The 17275-nt window shown below is 45.2% G+C and carries 15 protein-coding genes; 5 read left to right on the forward strand and 10 right to left on the reverse strand.

The features are described 5' to 3' along the window. Positions 1-32: 32 nt before the first annotated feature. The 4 genes from ELS82_RS26245 to ELS82_RS02110 all read right to left on the reverse strand — a co-directional run bounded on the left by ELS82_RS26245 (position 33) and on the right by ELS82_RS02110 (position 5875). Positions 33-197, reverse strand: a complete 165-nt coding sequence (locus ELS82_RS26245; protein ID WP_167489201.1) for a hypothetical protein — start codon at positions 195-197, stop codon at positions 33-35. Between the two features lie 122 nt (positions 198-319). Beyond that, positions 320-1891, reverse strand: a complete 1572-nt coding sequence (locus ELS82_RS02100; RefSeq protein WP_134834007.1) for an ABC-F family ATP-binding cassette domain-containing protein — start codon at positions 1889-1891, stop codon at positions 320-322. 284 nt (positions 1892-2175) lie between these two features. Next, positions 2176-4062 (reverse strand): tetratricopeptide repeat-containing diguanylate cyclase, encoded by a 1887-nt coding sequence (locus ELS82_RS02105; protein WP_134834008.1) that lies wholly within the window; start codon positions 4060-4062, stop codon positions 2176-2178. A gap of 112 nt (positions 4063-4174) precedes the next feature. After that, on the reverse strand, positions 4175-5875 hold the full coding sequence (locus ELS82_RS02110; RefSeq protein WP_134834009.1) for an ABC transporter substrate-binding protein: 1701 nt from the start codon (positions 5873-5875) through the stop codon (positions 4175-4177). A gap of 90 nt (positions 5876-5965) precedes the next feature. Between ELS82_RS02110 and ELS82_RS02115 the strand changes: the two genes are divergently transcribed. The 5 genes from ELS82_RS02115 to gloA2 all read left to right on the forward strand — a co-directional run bounded on the left by ELS82_RS02115 (position 5966) and on the right by gloA2 (position 10025). Further along, positions 5966-7177: an MFS transporter gene (locus tag ELS82_RS02115; protein ID WP_134834010.1), complete on the forward strand. Its 1212-nt coding sequence runs from the start codon at positions 5966-5968 to the stop codon at positions 7175-7177. A gap of 84 nt (positions 7178-7261) precedes the next feature. Then, a complete protein-coding gene (locus tag ELS82_RS02120; RefSeq protein WP_134834011.1) occupies positions 7262-8434 on the forward strand; it encodes a MerR family transcriptional regulator in 1173 nt (390 codons plus the stop codon). Between the two features lie 76 nt (positions 8435-8510). Next, on the forward strand, positions 8511-9053 hold the full coding sequence (locus ELS82_RS02125) for a GNAT family N-acetyltransferase (RefSeq protein ID WP_134834012.1): 543 nt from the start codon (positions 8511-8513) through the stop codon (positions 9051-9053). A 147-nt stretch (positions 9054-9200) separates the two neighbouring features. Beyond that, positions 9201-9629 (forward strand): VOC family protein, encoded by a 429-nt coding sequence (locus ELS82_RS02130; RefSeq protein WP_134834013.1) that lies wholly within the window; start codon positions 9201-9203, stop codon positions 9627-9629. Between the two features lie 9 nt (positions 9630-9638). Further along, the gene (gloA2, locus tag ELS82_RS02135; RefSeq protein ID WP_134834014.1) at positions 9639-10025 is read left to right on the forward strand and encodes an SMU1112c/YaeR family gloxylase I-like metalloprotein; all 387 of its coding nucleotides are present in this window, start codon (positions 9639-9641) and stop codon (positions 10023-10025) included. On the opposite strand, the gene ELS82_RS02140 is transcribed toward gloA2, so the two are convergent. The 6 genes from ELS82_RS02140 to ELS82_RS02165 all read right to left on the reverse strand — a co-directional run bounded on the left by ELS82_RS02140 (position 10022) and on the right by ELS82_RS02165 (position 16927). Then, positions 10022-10822 (reverse strand): Cof-type HAD-IIB family hydrolase, encoded by an 801-nt coding sequence (locus ELS82_RS02140; RefSeq protein WP_134834015.1) that lies wholly within the window; start codon positions 10820-10822, stop codon positions 10022-10024. The genes gloA2 and ELS82_RS02140 overlap by 4 nt on opposite strands. 143 nt (positions 10823-10965) lie before the next feature. Beyond that, positions 10966-11499, reverse strand: coding sequence for a hypothetical protein (locus tag ELS82_RS02145; RefSeq protein WP_134834016.1), 534 nt, complete (start codon positions 11497-11499; stop codon positions 10966-10968). 242 nt (positions 11500-11741) lie between these two features. Then, positions 11742-12968, reverse strand: a complete 1227-nt coding sequence (locus tag ELS82_RS02150; RefSeq protein ID WP_134834017.1) for a quaternary amine ABC transporter ATP-binding protein — start codon at positions 12966-12968, stop codon at positions 11742-11744. Further along, positions 12961-13860 (reverse strand): ABC transporter permease, encoded by a 900-nt coding sequence (locus ELS82_RS02155; protein ID WP_134834018.1) that lies wholly within the window; start codon positions 13858-13860, stop codon positions 12961-12963. The genes ELS82_RS02150 and ELS82_RS02155 overlap by 8 nt, the downstream gene beginning before the upstream one ends. 101 nt (positions 13861-13961) lie before the next feature. Further along, entirely contained in the window at positions 13962-14951 is a 990-nt protein-coding gene (locus ELS82_RS02160; RefSeq protein WP_134834019.1) for an ABC transporter substrate-binding protein, read from the reverse strand. Between the two features lie 224 nt (positions 14952-15175). Continuing rightward, positions 15176-16927, reverse strand: coding sequence for an SgrR family transcriptional regulator (locus tag ELS82_RS02165; RefSeq protein ID WP_134834020.1), 1752 nt, complete (start codon positions 16925-16927; stop codon positions 15176-15178). Positions 16928-17275 lie beyond the last annotated feature (348 nt).

Here is a 17275-nt window from a genome sequence, read left to right on the forward strand (position 1 = left end):
CAAGCGCGGCGACAAGATAGAGTAAGTGGTTACTAATCGTCTTCTCCGCATTCAGCGCAAGCTTGGTAGGTTCTTTCCCCTTCGCTAATGACAAAATGCTTGCCGACACATGTTTCGCATAGCGCAAGTGTCGGGTAGCTTTGCTTCGTTTTTTTCGATTGAGTGGTGACGATTTCAACCACGTAGAATTTTCTCATGTATATCAACTTCGTTTGGCAAGAGAACAGCTTGAGATGTTACCAAACACGGCGAGTTATCGCACTCGCAGTAAGCAGGTAAGTGCGAATAGAATAGAACTTACCTGCTATACAGTTACCGTTTAGCTTAATGTTATTTCGCGGATTACCCCGGATTCAGATGCAAAATCATGATCATGGCTGATCAAAATGAATCCTCCTTGATAGTGTATTAATGCGCTGGCTAAATTGATCTTCGACTCAAGATCGAGGTGGTTGTCTGGTTCATCGAGCAGCAAAAAGGGTTGGCTAGGCTGATGGCTGACGATCAACATCGCCAATTTCATTTTTTCTCCGCCACTAAGTGCCGATCCTAATCGAAATACGCTGTCACGGCGAAATCCGATCCCAGCCAGTAATGTACGCGCATGACTTTCCTTCATCCCATTACAGTGGGACATTAGATTGTCGAGCATCGAGAGCTGTGGCTGTATGACGTTAAAATGCTGGTCAAGGTAGTAGAGTGGGGTGTTGACTTGGCACTCTCCGGATTCGATTGGCCATCGACCTTGGAGCGTTTTAAGTAAGGTCGATTTACCACTGCCGTTTCCACCTTTTAGATGCAGTTTATCGTTAGCAAAAACTTGCAAGGTGAGTGATTCGGCACAGCCGTATTTTAGCTTTACGTCTAGTAGCGATAGCACTTTTTTGCTACTGGCTTGTCCATCCACTAAATAGATTTTCTGCGTTTTGAGCTGTTCTTGTCTTTCGCGGAGCGCGCTGCCTTTTTGCTGTAAATGGTTCATTCGCAATTGTTCATTTTTATTGCGACTGGCCAGGCGTCGTTCAGCGCTGTTTTTCATCCCATCCAGTAAGATTTTAGGCTGACTACCATCTTTGCGTGCCTTATTGCTTTGAGAAGCTCTTTGTTCGGCTTTCTCTTTGTTTTTCTGCGCTTGCTCAATGAGTTGTTTCTGTATCTTTTCTACATTGTTCAGTTGCCTTTCAACGGCCTGAAGTTCAACACGCTTAAGCTTTTCGTAAGTGTCGTAATTGCCACCGAAGGTTTGCAGGCCGAGTTGGGACATTTCCCATATTTCATCCACTTCTCTGAGTAGTTCTCGATCATGACTAACGAGCAGTATCGAACCGGGGAAGTTTTTCATTGCGTGAATCAGCCATTGCTTGGCTTGTCTATCAAGATGATTGGATGGTTCATCGAGGATCAGCAGCTCAACCTCGCTGTCAAATAGTTGCCAAAGCTGTAATCGCGCCAGTTGGCCGCCGCTTAGCTTTGAGCAGCAAAAATAGGGATTGGCAGGTAGCCCCAATTCGCTAAGTTGTTGTGAGAGTTTGTTCTCTAAGTCCCATTGTTCACCCACAAGATTGAACCACTTTTCATCGCAGCTCCCTGCTTCAATCTGTTTGATCGCATCAAGAATGCTCTCTTTTCCTAAGTAGCGGGCAATTGAACTCGTTTGAGCTAATAGTTCGTCATCTTGTTGTCGGTAAAGAGCATAGGAACGCGGCTTGGTAACCGTGCCATCAGACGGGGCTATTTCCCCTGATAATATCGAGGTGAAAACAGATTTTCCGATGCCATTTCGTCCGACTAATCCGACGCGACGTTTGGTCATTGAACAAGATAGCTGTGTGAAAAGTGCTTCACCGTTGTCGAAGTGAAAGCTGATGTTCTGAGCACTAAATGTTGGCATATGTTGCCTCCTGTAGTACAGGGGGCAGCCGTAGCTATGAATAGTGTTGTGAAGTTAGATCTGTGCTGTCAAAAATCATATCAAAAGCTGAGTTTGAAACTTAACGCAAAGAAATAGCTGAGAGTGAGCTACGCCTACTAACCCTGTAAATCCAAAGATAATGTGAAGTTGGATGACAGGTTTAGTTCTTCATATTGGCGTAATCTCCTACAGAAATGATGGCCCGAGTATACTTAGGGTATTGAGCAAAAAGCAAGCGACTTAGAACAGATGTTTGTCGAGCATCACACAGCAACTTGGTAGCGATTTCTGCCTGCGCTTTTGGCTTGGTATAGCGCAGCATCAGCTTGAGCGAAGTTCTCATCCCAATGACTAGAAAGTGATTGGCCACTGCAGACTTTAGCCCCCATAGAGATGGTGACGCTAAACTGCTGTGAGCCGTAAGCGTATTGATGAGACTCAATACAGCGAAGCAATCTCTCTAATATCCCTGTGACATTTTCACCGCCATCAAGCGGGATCAGCAAAATAAACTCTTCACCACCCCAACGAATCAATTGATCTTGCTTACGCAGTTGACCTTGGAGTACTTGGACCGTTTCCTTAAGCACCATGTCACCGATGTCATGGCCATGTTGATCGTTAAAAGATTTAAAATGGTCGATGTCTAATACTGAGACAAGTACGTTGGAGGTAACGATTTTCTCTTGTTTGACCCATTGCTCTAGGTAGCGTCGATTGTAGGCTCCGGTGAGCAAATCGGTGTGGTTTTGCTCTTTCAATTCGGAATTTGACTGCTTTAAACGTAACAAGACTCGCGCAGCAAAGTAGCTGACGAAAATGAATAATGCGGTATAGAGAATGTTCTTCGAGCGTTGCTCCTCCAACTTTGCTGCTTGAAGGGCATTGGTTGCTTCCAGTAGCTCGACTTCGCGCTTGTTAAGCGTGCGCTCTAACGCGCCTTTCTCACTGATGATTTCTTCATTGTAAGTTTGTCGATTGAAGTCCTGTTTCAGTAGTGCGGACTGCTTCATATAGTTGAGCGCTTGCTGATAGTCACCTAGCTTTTCATATGCGGTGACAAGATGCGCCAGAAGTTGGAGTTCCCAAGCTGTTTCTTTGCTTTCGGAAATAGCAAGAATATCCAGAGACTTGTGCGCATAGGCTATGGTTTGGTCATAGTTCTCTTGCGCTAAATAGGCGGTTGCAAACGAATCATAGCAAGTGGCTAACATCACCGGGGAGTCGGGAGATTGCTTGGACAGATCGAGGCAGCGCTGCGCCATATCCAAGGCTTCAGTCGGGCGGCCAACACTAGAGTAGAGTTGAGACATATTAGACAAGGTCGAAAACTTAATGCGATTTGAGCCCGTTTTATCGGCTTCTTGAAGTGCTAATCGCATGTAATCCGCTGCTTGTTGATGGTCGCCTGTCGCGAAATAGATAGCACTTGAGTTGGCGTAAAGAATCGCCTCAAACAGACTGTTGTCATAGTTATTCTCAACGTAGAGTGACAGCGCATTCTTAATGTATGAATTGGCTTGTTTCCACTCCTCAGATTGCATGTACACGGTGGCGATATTATTGAGTGTCATGGTCGCTTGGAAGTTGTCACCGATCTCATTGACCAAAGCATAGGCCATCTTGTAATAGTTGAGGCTGCCCTTGATGTCAGAGTGCTGCATTTTGATATTGCCTAGCCAGCGATAAATTCTTGCCAGTAAGCGCTTATAGCCAATCTCTCTTGCGATAGGAATCGTCTCGTGCAGCAAGCGTTCTCCTTCACGCAGTTGATCCGATTCGATCAGCTTAATTGCGTTATTGAGCTTGGCTTCCGCTGTTATCCAACTGATGCCATTTTGCTGTCCGATTTGGACTAAATCTGGCGGAGTGTTGATGGCTATCCCTTCATACTTTTTCAGGTTCAGCAGGCCAAAATAGTATAACGCTTTGCCTTGTACTGATGCGTTGCTCGGCAATGAAATATTACTGAGCTGGACCTGACCAGGGCGACATAGGGATTGGTAGTAGAAGTTAAGCATTGAGCGTTCATCACTTTCAACCTGTTGATAGAGAAAGTCATGCTGTGGTTCTACATTGCACGCAGCGTGCGCAGAAAAAGACGCACTCAGAGCAAAGTAGGTGATCACAAAAGAAAGGTAACGCTTCATCAATACCGCAACATTTAAAATAGAGTAATACTCTAGTTTACCATCTTATAAATAACCTGCACTTCATTGGGGGTAAAATTCCCTCTGTTTAATAAATAATTAAATTACAACTTTAGTTCATGGTGACCTTATTGAAGTCAATCCATCCGTTTGCCAGTAAATCTGGAGTGGATACGCTCTCTGAAATGCTGAGGTCTTGCTGCACGTGATAAAGTGGTTGGTATAAGCCTTTCGCTTTTAAGTCGCGTTCGATGCGTTGAAAGGCATTGAGCTTAGCTTTCTCTGTCGAAAGAGCGATCGCTTTGACGCATTGATTGTGTAACCATTGCGTTGACTTGGCATCTAAGCAGGCGAGGTTAGAGAAAGTACACAGCAACCAGCCTAGCCACGACATTGGCAAGTCCTCACCAAAGACTTCTCCGGTTACTATGATGTCGAAATCGCGCAACGTATCGAGCTGATTAAATACGGGATATTCCAATATCGTCAATTTATTGGTGACGCCAACTTTACTCAGCGCCGCGCTGATAAGCTTGGCCGTTTCAATGTGAGTACCTAGCTGATAGGTCACAATCTGTAATGGTTCACTTGGTTTATTGAGCTCACTTAATGTTGTTTCCGCTTGCGTGAGATTAGCTTTGGCAATCGGCTGTGGGGTTGAGAGCATTCCGCTAGATTGTGCGACGACTTCACACTGCGCTCCACTCGGTTCGCCCATCACCTGCATAAGAGTCTGTAGCCAAAATCGATGTTGGCGTTTTTTCATCCATGAGTGGCGCAGAGGGTTGAGCATGGCATGTACACAACCGAGCTCCCATTGTTGCTTGGAGTGAAATAGTGGCGCAGTATGTGCTCTTAGATGGCTTGCATGTACCACGTCGCAGTTGAGTTCCAAACTCTTGGCATTATTACCCACGTTCCAGATTTCGATACCATCTATCCATGGTCGGTAACCATGATAGTAAGGGTTGACGGTGAGTAGTGTGCGCCACTCGCTTTGCTCCGCTAGCTTAAATGAACCGCTGCCAATGATGTGTCCTTGCTCCATTTTAGTGATCCCTGTTGCGCCATGTGCAAGTAGCTTAGGCACCAGTTTCGGCGCTGACCGACTAACAAAGACGAGTGAAAGTAGATCTTCGATGATGATGTCGTCGATGAAATTAAACAGAGCCTTACTGGCGGTTGGTGATTGACTCAAACGCTGAAAATGCTCTTTGACATCCTTTGCCTGCAGTGGACTGCCATCGTGAAATTTTAGCCCCTTACGCAGCTTAATATGAATCCTATCGTGCTCTATTACCCACGAGTGGGCGAGGTCACCTTGTAGTGAGCCATCAACGGGATCGACGTGGAGAAGTCTTGCGTAAAGGTAAGAGGCGATATGTTGTTCAGTGCGGCGATTGATGCCAATCGGGTCTAGGTCGTGCGTTGCCCGATAAAAGGGTATTTGCAATATGTCTTGCTGCGAGTCAGTAGCTTGGTATTGGGATAAGTAATGGCTGAGGAAACTGTCCCGTTGGTTCGGTTTTACTAAGTCTAGCGCCTGTTCAATTTTACCGTTTTTGAGCAAGTTTTGAGCTTTCTCAATCAGAATCGGGTCGATACAAGTGACTAATTTGGCCTTGGGCAAGTTTCCTCTACCGACACCGGGCTGCCATAAAATGTGATGATCGCTAATCAAACGTTTAATCAGAAACTGGGTATTGCGGCGGGTACAGCCAATAAACTCACTGAATTGGTTGAGAGAAATCGACGTCCAATCGTTTGTGTTTAACGTGTCTCGACAAAATGCGAGGGATTTCCAATAGCTCATAAAGGTGAAATTCCGTTTTTTAATTTCTATTTTTCTTCATCTTTTAATCTCGATAATAGGAGATTCTCTTCAGGATGAAAGGATAAATAAATGAATACGTTAGCTCAGCCTCATTCTTCTGTTTGGCGTAATCGCTCGTTTCAGGTGCTGTTTTCTAGTGCGTTGCTGGTGGCATTTTCGGCACAAATCTACAATTTGGCGCTGCCTCTGTTGGTGTATGAGCTTACCGAGTCAGCGCAAATGATGGGCTGGATGAGGGCGGTTGAGTTTCTGCCTAACCTACTGCTGGCACTGTTTATTGGTGTGTGGGTTGATAGGGTAAACAAAAAACGTTGGTCTCAAGCGATGCTACTGGGGCAACTTTTGGTCGTGCTTTGCTCATACTTTGCGGTCGAATGGCTATCGCAGCCTCTGTGGGTATTGTTTCCTGCGGCTTTTGTCATGATGGCGATGAACTACGGCTATCACAACGCTCGAATGACGATGCTAAAGAGCGCGTTGCCAGAGCAAGTGCAAAATACCGCAGTCGCAAGGATGAGTTCGCTAAATAGCCTTATGGAAACAGTAGGGCCAGTGCTTTCCGGTACGCTACTGTTGGTTTCAGCCATCCACAACGTCTTTCTGTTGGTTGCTTTCCTATTGCTGCTCGCGTTCTGGCAACTGGAAAAACTCGAATTTACTCACCAACCTATGAATGATCAGCGCAATGTGCTCGATTCTCTAAAGGAAGGCTGGCAGGTTCTAAGAGCGGAGCGCAACATGTGGCAAATCACCCTTGCTGTGATGGTGATTAATACCACGGGCGCGGTGTTCTGGATTCAAGCCATTTATTACGGTAAGGCCGAACTGGCTTTAAGCTCAATAGAGGTCAGTTATTTAATCGCCGCATCAGGCTTTGGCGGACTGATAGGCGCATTTAGTGCCGACAAGGTACGGGCAAAAATGGGACTTGGTCGACTGCTCATCGTCTCTTTATCTTTAGAAGCAATTGGCTTTGTTCTACCCTTGCTGCTACCCAACGTTTGGGGACTTATTGTGGCGTTTCTGTGGGTCTCTGCAGTCGGTTTGTACGGCAGTATTTGCATCTGGACCTATCGACAAGAAGCGTTTGAATCGCAATATCTTGGCCGCGTGGCAGGCATTACTGGCTCACTATTTAAATTGCTTATGCCGATTGGACTCGCGGCATCGGGGTACTTGATTGCTTGGTTTGGTGTTAGTGCGGTGTTTATTTGTTGCTGTGCAGCTCAAATTGCGACGGCGTTGATATTGTGGCAAACCTCAGTACGGGAAATCGCCTAATCTCAGAGTGTCTGATGACTTTACCTGTCTATAGCTCTATAGTTTAGGCTATATACCACTAAACCGTTATTTAGGTAGCTTTTCATGTATAAAATCTCTCAGCTCGCTGAACTATTGGGCCTTTCTCGTACCACCTTGCTTTACTATGAAAAGCTTGGGCTGATTAAAGGTCAGCGTATGAGCAATGGCTATCGTTCATACGGAGATAAAGACCTCCAACGCTTAAAGTTGCTGCAAAACTTGCAAGCGGGTGGTCTAACTCTAAAAGAGTGCCAATCGTGTTTGGATGAGAAGATTGATCGAGCGCTTTTGAAACAAAGGCTGAGCGAGCTTGATCAAGAAATTGAGAAGAAGCAGAAATCGCGTGATTTGTTGGCAGCACTGCTTGGTGAGAGTCGTTTAGATGAGTGGCATAGCAACCTAAATAACATTGCTCCTGATGCGCACCTTGAATGGTTGATAAAGCAGGGCTTCGATGAAAAACAAGCGATGCATTTAAAGTGGTTGTCGAAAGATATGAATGAACATGAGCGTTACATGCAAGATTTTATGCGGGTCTTTGAAGCGTTAGAACGCTGGGGGCCGGGGAGCGAATTTGATACTGACAAAGCACTTGGTCTGCTGCCTGATAAAAGTGGAGAGTGGCTAGAGATTGGTTGTGGCCAAGGTATCGCGACCAAGCTACTGGCGAGTCATACGGATGCGCATATCACTGCGATTGATAATGACCAGCCTGCGCTTAACTTCCTTGATAACACTCTTCAGACGCTCGGCCTCAGTGATCGAGTGACTACCGTCTGCGCCGATATGGGGAAATTACCATTTCAGCATGGGACTTTTGATGTCATTTGGGCTGAGTGCAGCGCGTACATTATTGGGGTTGAGAACGCGCTAAAAAGCTGGCGTAAATTACTCAAACCTAATGGGATACTTGTTGTGAGTGATCTTGTATGGCGAGTGGATGAGCCTAGCCAAGACACTAAGGCATTTTGGCAAGGGGAATACCCAGATATGACGACAGCGACGTCACGAGTCAAACTGGCTCAGCGACTAGGGTATGAAGTGGTGAACTCCTTCCCGATTAGTGATGAGTCATGGGATAACTACTATCAACCACTTAGCCAACGCATTGATGAAGTTGAAAAAGTGCTAGAAGGCTCAAGTGCAATTGAAAGCCTGAAACGTGAAGTCGAAGCTTATCAGCAGCGAGAGCACCAGTTCGATTATCAGATGTTTATTTTAAGGGTGGCGGAGTAAAAAATCTTAAACAGTGTTTGACCTGTCTATAACTTTACAGTTTATGCTGCAGGCACAAATTTGAGAGGAATGAATAATGAATTACGGTATTTACAACACCACTGAAACAGCATCGATTATCGAGTTATTTAGCAGAACATTTTCCGATTCAGAAGGGCCAGCAGAAGGTCAAATGATCGGTGAATTGGTCAATAATCTTATCTCGCAAACCCCTGAGCAAGACATCTCAGTTGCAGTGGCGAGAGATGGTAGTGACGTTGTTGGTTGTATCTTGTTTACTCGCTTAGCGTTTGAAAATGAAAATGAAAGTGAGTGCTTTTTGATGGCGCCTGTGGCCGTACGCACAGATTACCAGGGTAAAGGCGTGGGTCAGACATTGATCGAATTCGGCTTAACTTCAATGCGAGACCAAGGGGTGAAATTGGCCTTTACCTATGGTGACCCGAAGTTTTATAGCAAAACTGGATTTGATCAGGTGACTGAGCAAGCCTTTAAAGCGCCACTGCCATTGAGCTTTCCTCACGGATGGATGGCTCAGTCATTGGGCGAAGAGAAGATTGAAGCGCTTGCTGGTCTTAGCGTTTGTGTGCCTGAATTTAACAAACCTGAATTGTGGTAATTCAGTGTGATTTAACACTCCCTGATGGGCATCTTGCTCATCGGGGAGTTTTTATATTCGCCTCAAGGTCGAGATCGACTCGATAGTTTTGTCGTCATTGATACTCTATTATCGAATAGCATGAATAAATGGATGAAATAAACAGCTATGGAACCGAGAGTCAGCATCATCACCCTAGGGGTAAAGGATCTTCAACGCTCATTTGAGTTTTACACTGGACTTGGCTTTCCAAGTTCAAGATCGCCGGAAGATGGAATTATTTTCTTTAAGACGGGCGGGGTGTGTTTAGCGCTCTATCCACTCGAAGCACTTGCTGATGATGTCTCACCGGATATGGCAGTCAAGTCGTCAGGCTTTGGTGGTATCACTTTGGCTCACAATACTCGTTCCAAGCCTGAAGTCGACGATATTCTTAACAAAGCCGTTAGTCTTGGTGCAAAGTTGGAAAAGCCCGCCCAAGATGTTTTCTGGGGAGGCTATAGCGGTTACTTTTCTGATCCTGATGGTTATTTGTGGGAGATTGCTTTTGGCGACTGCTGGGAGTTTAATCAGGATGGATCATTGGTTATCGATTAAGGGATAAAAGTGCAGTTACAACGCATTCATCATGTGGCAATTATTTGTTCAGACTACTCAGCGTCGAAGCGCTTCTACACGCAAGTGCTAGGACTTAAGGTATTGGCTGAAAACTACCGTCAAGAAAGAGACTCATACAAGTTAGATCTTGCCTTACCAGACGGCGGGCAATTGGAGTTGTTTTCTTTTCCCAACCCTCCGGCAAGACCATCTAGACCAGAAGCGCAAGGTTTACGGCATTTGGCTTTTACCGTTGAATCTGTAGAAGGTTACGCCAACTACTTGGCTGAAAAGGGGATAGAGGTAGAGCCGATTCGCATCGATGAATTTACCGGTAAGCCGTACACGTTTTTCAGCGATCCGGACGGCTTACCTTTAGAGCTTTATCAGGCCTAGCTTAGGACTTCACGCTTAATAACAGAGAATACTCCAGCTTCGCGGTTACTAGGGGCTGCGAAGCGTGCAACTTCTTTGACCTTAGGGTGAGCATTTTCCATCGCGTATGAATGGTAGCTCGCCTTAAGCATCTCCAAATCGTTTAGGTAGTCACCAAAGCTCATGGTTTGTTCATGAGAGAAGTTCAATGACTGCTGAAGAAATTCAATTGCAGCGCCTTTAGATGCCTCTGCATTCATCACATCAAGCCAGATTTTGGCACTGACAACGACTTGGTGGCTAGCCCCAAATGCTTGATTGAATGATGGGTACACAAGTTCTTCTGTACCGCCAAAGTGGCATATTGCGATTTTAATAAACTCGTCTTCGACGGTCAGTAGGTCTTCTACGTATTGGCAGTTCTTGTAATATTTAGAGAACTCAGCGATTGCCTGAGGGTCTTGCGTTTCAATATAGGCTGACTTTTTCCCGCACAACACGATTTGCGCGCCATCGATTGATCTTGCTTGGTTGATGATAGCTTGGATAGAGTCATCGTCCATTCCGCAGCTATACAGCTCTTTGCCTTGGTGCATTACCATGGTGCCGTTTTCGGCAATAAACATCATGCGATCTTTTAAAGGTGCGAATGTTTCAATCAAGCTGTAATACTGACGGCCAGAAGCTGCGGCAAAGATAATGCCTTTCTCTTCAAGTTGTGGGTATAACTCAAAGAATTCAGGGCTAAGTTGGCTGTTTTCATCAAGAAGGGTTCCGTCCATATCGGCGGCAATGAACTTTATTTGCTGGTGGCTCATTTGATAAGGGTACATAGGTTAGAAAGAAGATTTGTGCACCTTAACTTACACGACTCTTAGGGCGAGACAAGTTAAATTTTTAGCAAATAGACAAAACCCTCCAACTTGGAGGGTTTTTGTAGTTAATAAGATGGTAAGCTAGATTAGTCGCCGAAAATCCACCATTTATTGCTGTTCTCTTCGCGTTTTTCTTGACCTTGCTCAGAGCCTTTATCTAGCTCTTTGCGCTCCTTGTCAGACTTTTTACCTTCGTGTTTGTCTTTTCCTTTAGACTTATCTTTTTTCTTATCTTTGTCTTTCTTGTCATCATCTTCGTCCTCGTCGTCTTCATCACGATCTTTAGACTTGTTATTCTTGAGCTTTTCTTTCTTATCTTTCAGTTTATCTTTCGCTTCTTCTAGTTCGTCCGCTTCATCTTCAAGTTCTTCGAGCTCTTTTTTTAACTTGTCTTTGTTCTTGCCTTTGGCTTTTTTAGCTTCGTCACGTTTCTCTTTAATGAGCTTGTCGAGGTTTTCTTCATGCTCTTCGAGTTCAGCGTCGAGCTTTTTCGCGTCGGCAAAAGTTTTTACTTCGTCAAGATCCGGTTTGCCTTTACCAGCCCATTCAGGTTTTTCGGCCAGCGCTGCGCCTGATGCAATAGCAAGAGATACAAAAATGGCTAATGATGAACGTTGCATTTTATCTTCCTTAATTTATGCGGGATATCATTCGATATTAGGCGTTTTGATTTTATTATCAACCGTAATAGTCTGATTAACAGAAAGTTTACATTCCTAGAACTTAGTACGGACTTAACTTAATCATTTACTCGATGATTCCGGTTTTGGGGTATTCGAATTAACCAATGGAAATGAAGGTCGAAAGCCTTAAACGAAAAAGCCTAGCGCGAGGCTAGGCTTTTAGAGTAGAACGTCAGAGGTTAGGAAACTTTATCGAGCTTTGGGCTATCAGCTGGCTCTTCATCTGATGGCTCTGAGAAAATTTCGGCGACCGCACTACGCTCTAATTCGCCTTGCAAGTTGCCATCTTCATCAACGACAGGCAAAGAGTAGTCGTACGACATGGTATCGACCAACACCTCTTCGATAGCAGCATCAGGTGATACCGAAGGTACCTCTTCATAGATTTCTTCACTGATGGCTTCTTCAGTTGTCGCTTTCGCCGCGTCGTTTAAGCCTTCTTTGGTTAATACTCCTTGGTAACCTTCTTCAGTCACATGGTAGGCGTAATCTTGCTTGATGCCTTTCATTTGCGAGATGGCTTCTTGGATAGTATTGGCGCTGATTCGGTAAGCTTGTGGGTTCATCACGGTTTCAACCGTCAGTGCACGCGCTCGGTTTACATCTTTGACGAAGGCTTCCACATAATCATCAGCAGGGTGAAGTAAGATTTCATCCGGGGTACCTTGCTGAACCAACTCACCATCTTTCAAAATCGCAATTCGGTCACCTAAGCGTAGTGCTTCGTCTAGATCGTGAGTAATGAAAACGATGGTCTTGTGTAGCTTTTCCTGTAGCTCAATCAACTGATCTTGCATCTCACTGCGGATCAATGGGTCAAGCGCAGAGAAAGCTTCATCCATCAGCAAGATTTCTGCGTCAGTACACAGCGCACGGGCTAGACCAACACGTTGTTGCTGACCACCAGATAGTTGAGATGGGTACTGCTTTTCATAACCTTTTAAGCCAACCGTTTCTAACCACTCATAGGCTTTAGCAAGGCGCTGAGTTTTTTCGATCCCTTGAACCTCTAAGCCGTAAGCAACATTGTCGACCACGGTGCGGTGCGGTAGTAGCCCAAAACGCTGAAATACCATCGACATTTTGTGACGGCGGAACTCTTCCAGCTCTTTTTGGTCGAGCTTCATTATGTCTGTCCCTTCAACCAGAATCTGTCCTTCGGTTGGGTCGATCAGTCGATTGAAGTGACGAATTAAGGTCGATTTTCCAGAGCCAGATAGCCCCATAATAACGAAGATTTCACCTTGCTTGATGCTGAGGTTAATCTCTTTCAAACCGACGGTGTGACCTGTTTCCGCTAGAACTTTATCTTTGCTTTCACCTTGTTTAACACGCGGCATTACCTTGTGAGGCTTTTCGCCGAAGACCTTATACAGTCCACTGATTTCGATAAGTGGTTTAGTCATGTTTTAGATCTCCAAGGTGGGCTTGCGTTCTTTTTGCGTAAGCTTGTGAAGCACGATCGAACAAGATCGCAAGGACAACAATTGCAAAACCATTCAGTAGCCCAAGAGTGAAATATTGGTTTGTGATGGCCTTGAGTACAGGTTGTCCCAGTCCTTTAACGCCGATCATTGAGGCGATAACTACCATCGATAGCGACATCATAATCGTTTGGTTGATGCCCGCCATGATGGTTGGCATTGCAAGGGGTAACTGTACGCCGAACAGACGCTGCTTAGCGCTGGCACCAAAGGCCGTTGATGCTTCTAACACCTCTTTGTCGACCAAGCGAATCCCAAGGTTCGTTAAACGGATTACTGGTGGAATAGCGTAAATGACTACGGCAATTAAGCCTGGGATCTTACCGATACCGAGTAGCATTACTACAGGGATCAGATAGACGAAAGCTGGCATGGTTTGCATGATATCAAGCATTGGAGTGACAATGGATTGGACTCGATTCGAGCGGGCCATCGCAATGCCGATAGGAATACCTAGCACAATGGAAAGTAAGGTACAGACAGTAATGATACTTAACGTGCGCATCGTATCTTCCCACATCCCAAAATAACCAATCAGAATAAGGGAAACAAAACAGCCAAGAGAAAGTTTCCACGAACGGCTGGCGGCATAGACAAGACCAGTACAAATCGCTAAGACGAGCATCCAAGGCGTTGAGAGAAGAAGCTTTTCAAACCAGATAAGAAAAGAGAGAAGAGGGTCGAAGAATGATTCGATCATATCTCCGTATTCACGAGAAAAATCTCGGTATGCGCCATCAAGCGTCTTGCGAATCGCTCTAAGATCAGAACGCTCCATTTCAGGAAAGCTGTTGAACCAGCTATCATTTGACATCAATAAGTTCCTTTTATTCTCATTCACCGCGTGTTGCTATGCGGTGAATGAGTACATCTATAGGATAGCGCCAAAGCGCTAAGAGAGTTCTAGTGTTGTTTCTATAGAGCTTGTTTTACTTTATCAGCCACATCTTGTGGTACCCATGCAGTCCAGATTTGCGGGTACTCTTCTAAGAAGTGGAACATTGCTTCTTCACCGTCTGCTTGGTTATCTTCCATCCAAGCTAGCAGTTGGTTCATATCCGCATTGGTGAAGCCACGTTTAGCAAAGTAGTCGTAAGCTTGTGGTGCACGAGAAGCAAACTCTTCTGTAGTAATCGTATGCACTGGTGAAGGTGGGTACATAGTTGGTTTAGGTTCTGCACACTCAGGCTGTGTCGTACAGCCAACAAACTCGGCTTCATCTACGCCACTACCAAAGTCAACTTTGACCATTTCGTATTTACCCAAAACGGCCGTCGGTGCCCAGTAGTAACCAAACCATGCTTCTTCACGTTCGTAAGCTTTCGCAATTGCGCCAGAAAGACCTGCACTTGAACCTGGGTCAACAATGGTAAAGCCTGATTCACCCAGTGCTAACGCATTGAATAGGTGACCAGCACTGATTTGGCAGTTCCAGCCAGCTGGACAGCTATAGAATGCTGATTGATCAGGATCTTCAGGGTGCTCGAATAGTTTCGCGTGTTTCTTAACACCTTCGATAGTGGCCAGCTCAGGGTATTGTTTTACCAAGTATTTAGGTACCCAGAAGCCTTCTTCGCCGCCATCAACTAAAGACTTACCTGCGTAACGTAAGCGTTTTTCCGCCACACCTTTGTCTAGTGCATCTTTTAGGCTGTTACTCCAAAGCTCTGGAGCGACATCAGGTTGACCTTTTTCAATCATCGATGTGCCGGTTGGCATGGTATCGCCCGGAATTAATTCGGCCTCACAGCCATATCCGTGCTCAAGGATGAAGCGGTCAACGTTGGCCATCACAGTGGCAGAGTTCCAGTTCATATCTGCGATGGTGACTTTGCCACATTCATCAGCTTGGGCCTGAAAAGCGGTCGCGGTTAGCGTGAGTAATGCAGCTGTTTTTAGTTTCATTCTAATTTCCTTTTTAATGAATACGTTATAAAAATAGCGAATTGATATTTAGAGTTCAAATTATTATGAAAGAGTTATGAGCTGGATTTACTATGAATTGACTTAATATCGAGCGTAAATGGCATGAAAAATAGACATTATTTATGTTGATATCTAAGGTTTTTCATAAAAAATGTAACGATTTGTTTTGAGTTCAAATTAATTTTTAGGGTTTGTATCGTTAGTTAATCAGTTGACCAGACGTTTTTAATATCTGGCCATCCCCAGTTGGTCAGTGCCACATCGTTAAGAACCCCTTGGAAACGCAGAGTTTGCCTATGGTGAAAGAGTGGTGAAAGCCAGAACTGGTTAATCAATGCTGATGCAATAGGTTCTAACGCATCCAAATAGTTATTTAATGGCGTTTGTGAACGAAGTTCATCTAAACGTTGCACGAGCCACTGCTTAGACTCGTCGCCGATACAACGCTGAATAATTGGGTTGTGATAAAGGCTGTTGAAAGCGGACGCATGGCGATTATCATCAAGGTTGATGTTGGTGATTATCAGTGATTCGGACAGTTCTCCTTGGCTAGAACGAGTGGTTAATTCGCGATAGGAGTAAGTATTGATAGTGACGTCGACCCCTTGTCGTTCAAGTAGGTACTTCAATGCTGCGGCACAGTTCCACAAAGAGCTATAGTCGTAGACAGCAATACTGAGTTGTTTAGGCAGTGTCACCGACGGCATTTCTGGGCGAGTGATCTTATGCCACATAGGCAGAAGGTTCTCAGCGATTTCGCAGCCAAATAGACGATTGGTTTCATCAAGGTAGCGATAGACTTTATCTGCGGTTAGGTAAGTTGAGAGAAATCGTCTCTGAGCATCATCAAGAGCTTGGTCGGCGCTTTGATTAAATAGGATGAACATGCAGCCATCTTCAATTCGGCTTTTTTGGACATCCTTTTCTTTGTGCAGGCTCACCGCATGAGATACATAGTAATTACACTGCTTGTCTGATTGTGCTCCAGGTTGATTAGTGTGAATCTGCTGTTTTTCCAGTCCCAGTTCGTCGAGGTGCCAAATGGTCACTTGATCGGTGAGTGCTCGGCAGGCGTAGTAGCGTTCAAATGCCTGTAAACAGAGTTTTGTTTGCGTATGCTCTGTCACCTCAAATGGCCCAGAACCGACCACTTGGCGAGCGGTTGATTGGCTGATCTGGCTTGGTGGCTGGATAGAGTACTTAACCCCCGAAATAAGTCCGCCGAACCCTTGGTCAGGCTTCGACAGTTTAAAGACCACCTTGTTACGTGTTGGCGAATGAACTGCTGTTAAGTGGTGGAGTTCACTTTGGTAATCTTCGAGTTGCATCAGTTTACTGAAAAGTTCGCTAATGCATGGGCCATCGATAGCGGTGCCATTATGAAAACTCAAACTTGGGCGCAGATAGAAAGTCCACTCAAGGCTCTCTTCATCATAGTACCAGTGGTGGGCGAGTTGCGGCTGCAATTCTCCACTATGAGAGCTACCGACTAAGCAGCAATATACTTGGCGAAGCAAATAACGCTCACTCGATCTTTGTAGCTGATGGGGGACGAGACGTTCAAAGGGGCGTTTGTAGGTCAGCTGAATATGCAGCATACCCTCTCGGAGGGAAGCGCCTGAAGTACTTTGTAGCAGCCTGCCAAAAGCAATTTCGTCGTCATCGAGTATAGATAGCGCCTTTTCGTACTTACCTTGCAAAATTCGTTTGGCGGCCAGCCTATTTTTAAGCTCATCCAACTCTAGGTTCAGTACCAAGCTGGAACGTTGGTTACGTCCCGGTTTTGGTGCCCAAGTTAACCATTCAAGCTGCTGCATTTGGCTTAGTAAGTTGCGAGCGTGTCGTGGACTGGTAAACAGCAGCTCGGCCACCATAGGCAATGCAGTTTTGATCTCAACGCCGACTCCCATAGGAACGAGTCGGGTGTAATAGCGGATAAGATTTAAGTCAGACACGGAAACTCTCAACAAACCAAGCAAAGTTGACACTTAGTTTGTTCCTATTTTGGCTGAGTTTCTACACCGGTATGTCTAAATTCGCCAACAATTGACAATAAGAGGAATGGAATGAATTTATTTGGCCAGTTTTTCTGTTCCGTATTAAGCGAGACAATAACTGCAACTAAGGAGGCGAAGATGCAAAAAGAAGTAATGATACGTTACTACCAAGCGCGACTCGCTAACTCTTCAAGTAAGTTGGAGAAATTGGCGCTGTTGAGCCTATTAGAACTACTGACTTAACCGTCACTGGTAGTGAATCAAGCCAAGCGGCATCAAACAAAACTTGCTCCTGACCCCCACGAA

It is taken from the genome of Vibrio ouci (assembly GCF_004551525.1).
GTDB lineage: Bacteria > Pseudomonadota > Gammaproteobacteria > Enterobacterales > Vibrionaceae > Vibrio > Vibrio ouci.

What these genes read in the sequence shown, in the direction of transcription:
- ELS82_RS02155 (WP_134834018.1), bottom strand. Translation starts at nt 13,860, where the DNA reads ATGTCAAATGATAGCTGGTTCAACAGCTTTCCTGAAATGGAGCGTTCT.
- ELS82_RS02120 (WP_134834011.1), top strand. Translation starts at nt 7,262, where the DNA reads ATGTATAAAATCTCTCAGCTCGCTGAACTATTGGGCCTTTCTCGTACC.
- ELS82_RS02115 (WP_134834010.1), top strand. Translation starts at nt 5,966, where the DNA reads ATGAATACGTTAGCTCAGCCTCATTCTTCTGTTTGGCGTAATCGCTCG.
- ELS82_RS02100 (WP_134834007.1), bottom strand. Translation starts at nt 1,891, where the DNA reads ATGCCAACATTTAGTGCTCAGAACATCAGCTTTCACTTCGACAACGGT.
- ELS82_RS02110 (WP_134834009.1), bottom strand. Translation starts at nt 5,875, where the DNA reads ATGAGCTATTGGAAATCCCTCGCATTTTGTCGAGACACGTTAAACACA.
- ELS82_RS02160 (WP_134834019.1), bottom strand. Translation starts at nt 14,951, where the DNA reads ATGAAACTAAAAACAGCTGCATTACTCACGCTAACCGCGACCGCTTTT.
- ELS82_RS02130 (WP_134834013.1), top strand. Translation starts at nt 9,201, where the DNA reads ATGGAACCGAGAGTCAGCATCATCACCCTAGGGGTAAAGGATCTTCAA.
- ELS82_RS02125 (WP_134834012.1), top strand. Translation starts at nt 8,511, where the DNA reads ATGAATTACGGTATTTACAACACCACTGAAACAGCATCGATTATCGAG.
- ELS82_RS26245 (WP_167489201.1), bottom strand. Translation starts at nt 197, where the DNA reads ATGAGAAAATTCTACGTGGTTGAAATCGTCACCACTCAATCGAAAAAA.
- ELS82_RS02145 (WP_134834016.1), bottom strand. Translation starts at nt 11,499, where the DNA reads ATGCAACGTTCATCATTAGCCATTTTTGTATCTCTTGCTATTGCATCA.
- ELS82_RS02150 (WP_134834017.1), bottom strand. Translation starts at nt 12,968, where the DNA reads ATGACTAAACCACTTATCGAAATCAGTGGACTGTATAAGGTCTTCGGC.
- ELS82_RS02140 (WP_134834015.1), bottom strand. Translation starts at nt 10,822, where the DNA reads ATGAGCCACCAGCAAATAAAGTTCATTGCCGCCGATATGGACGGAACC.
- ELS82_RS02105 (WP_134834008.1), bottom strand. Translation starts at nt 4,062, where the DNA reads ATGAAGCGTTACCTTTCTTTTGTGATCACCTACTTTGCTCTGAGTGCG.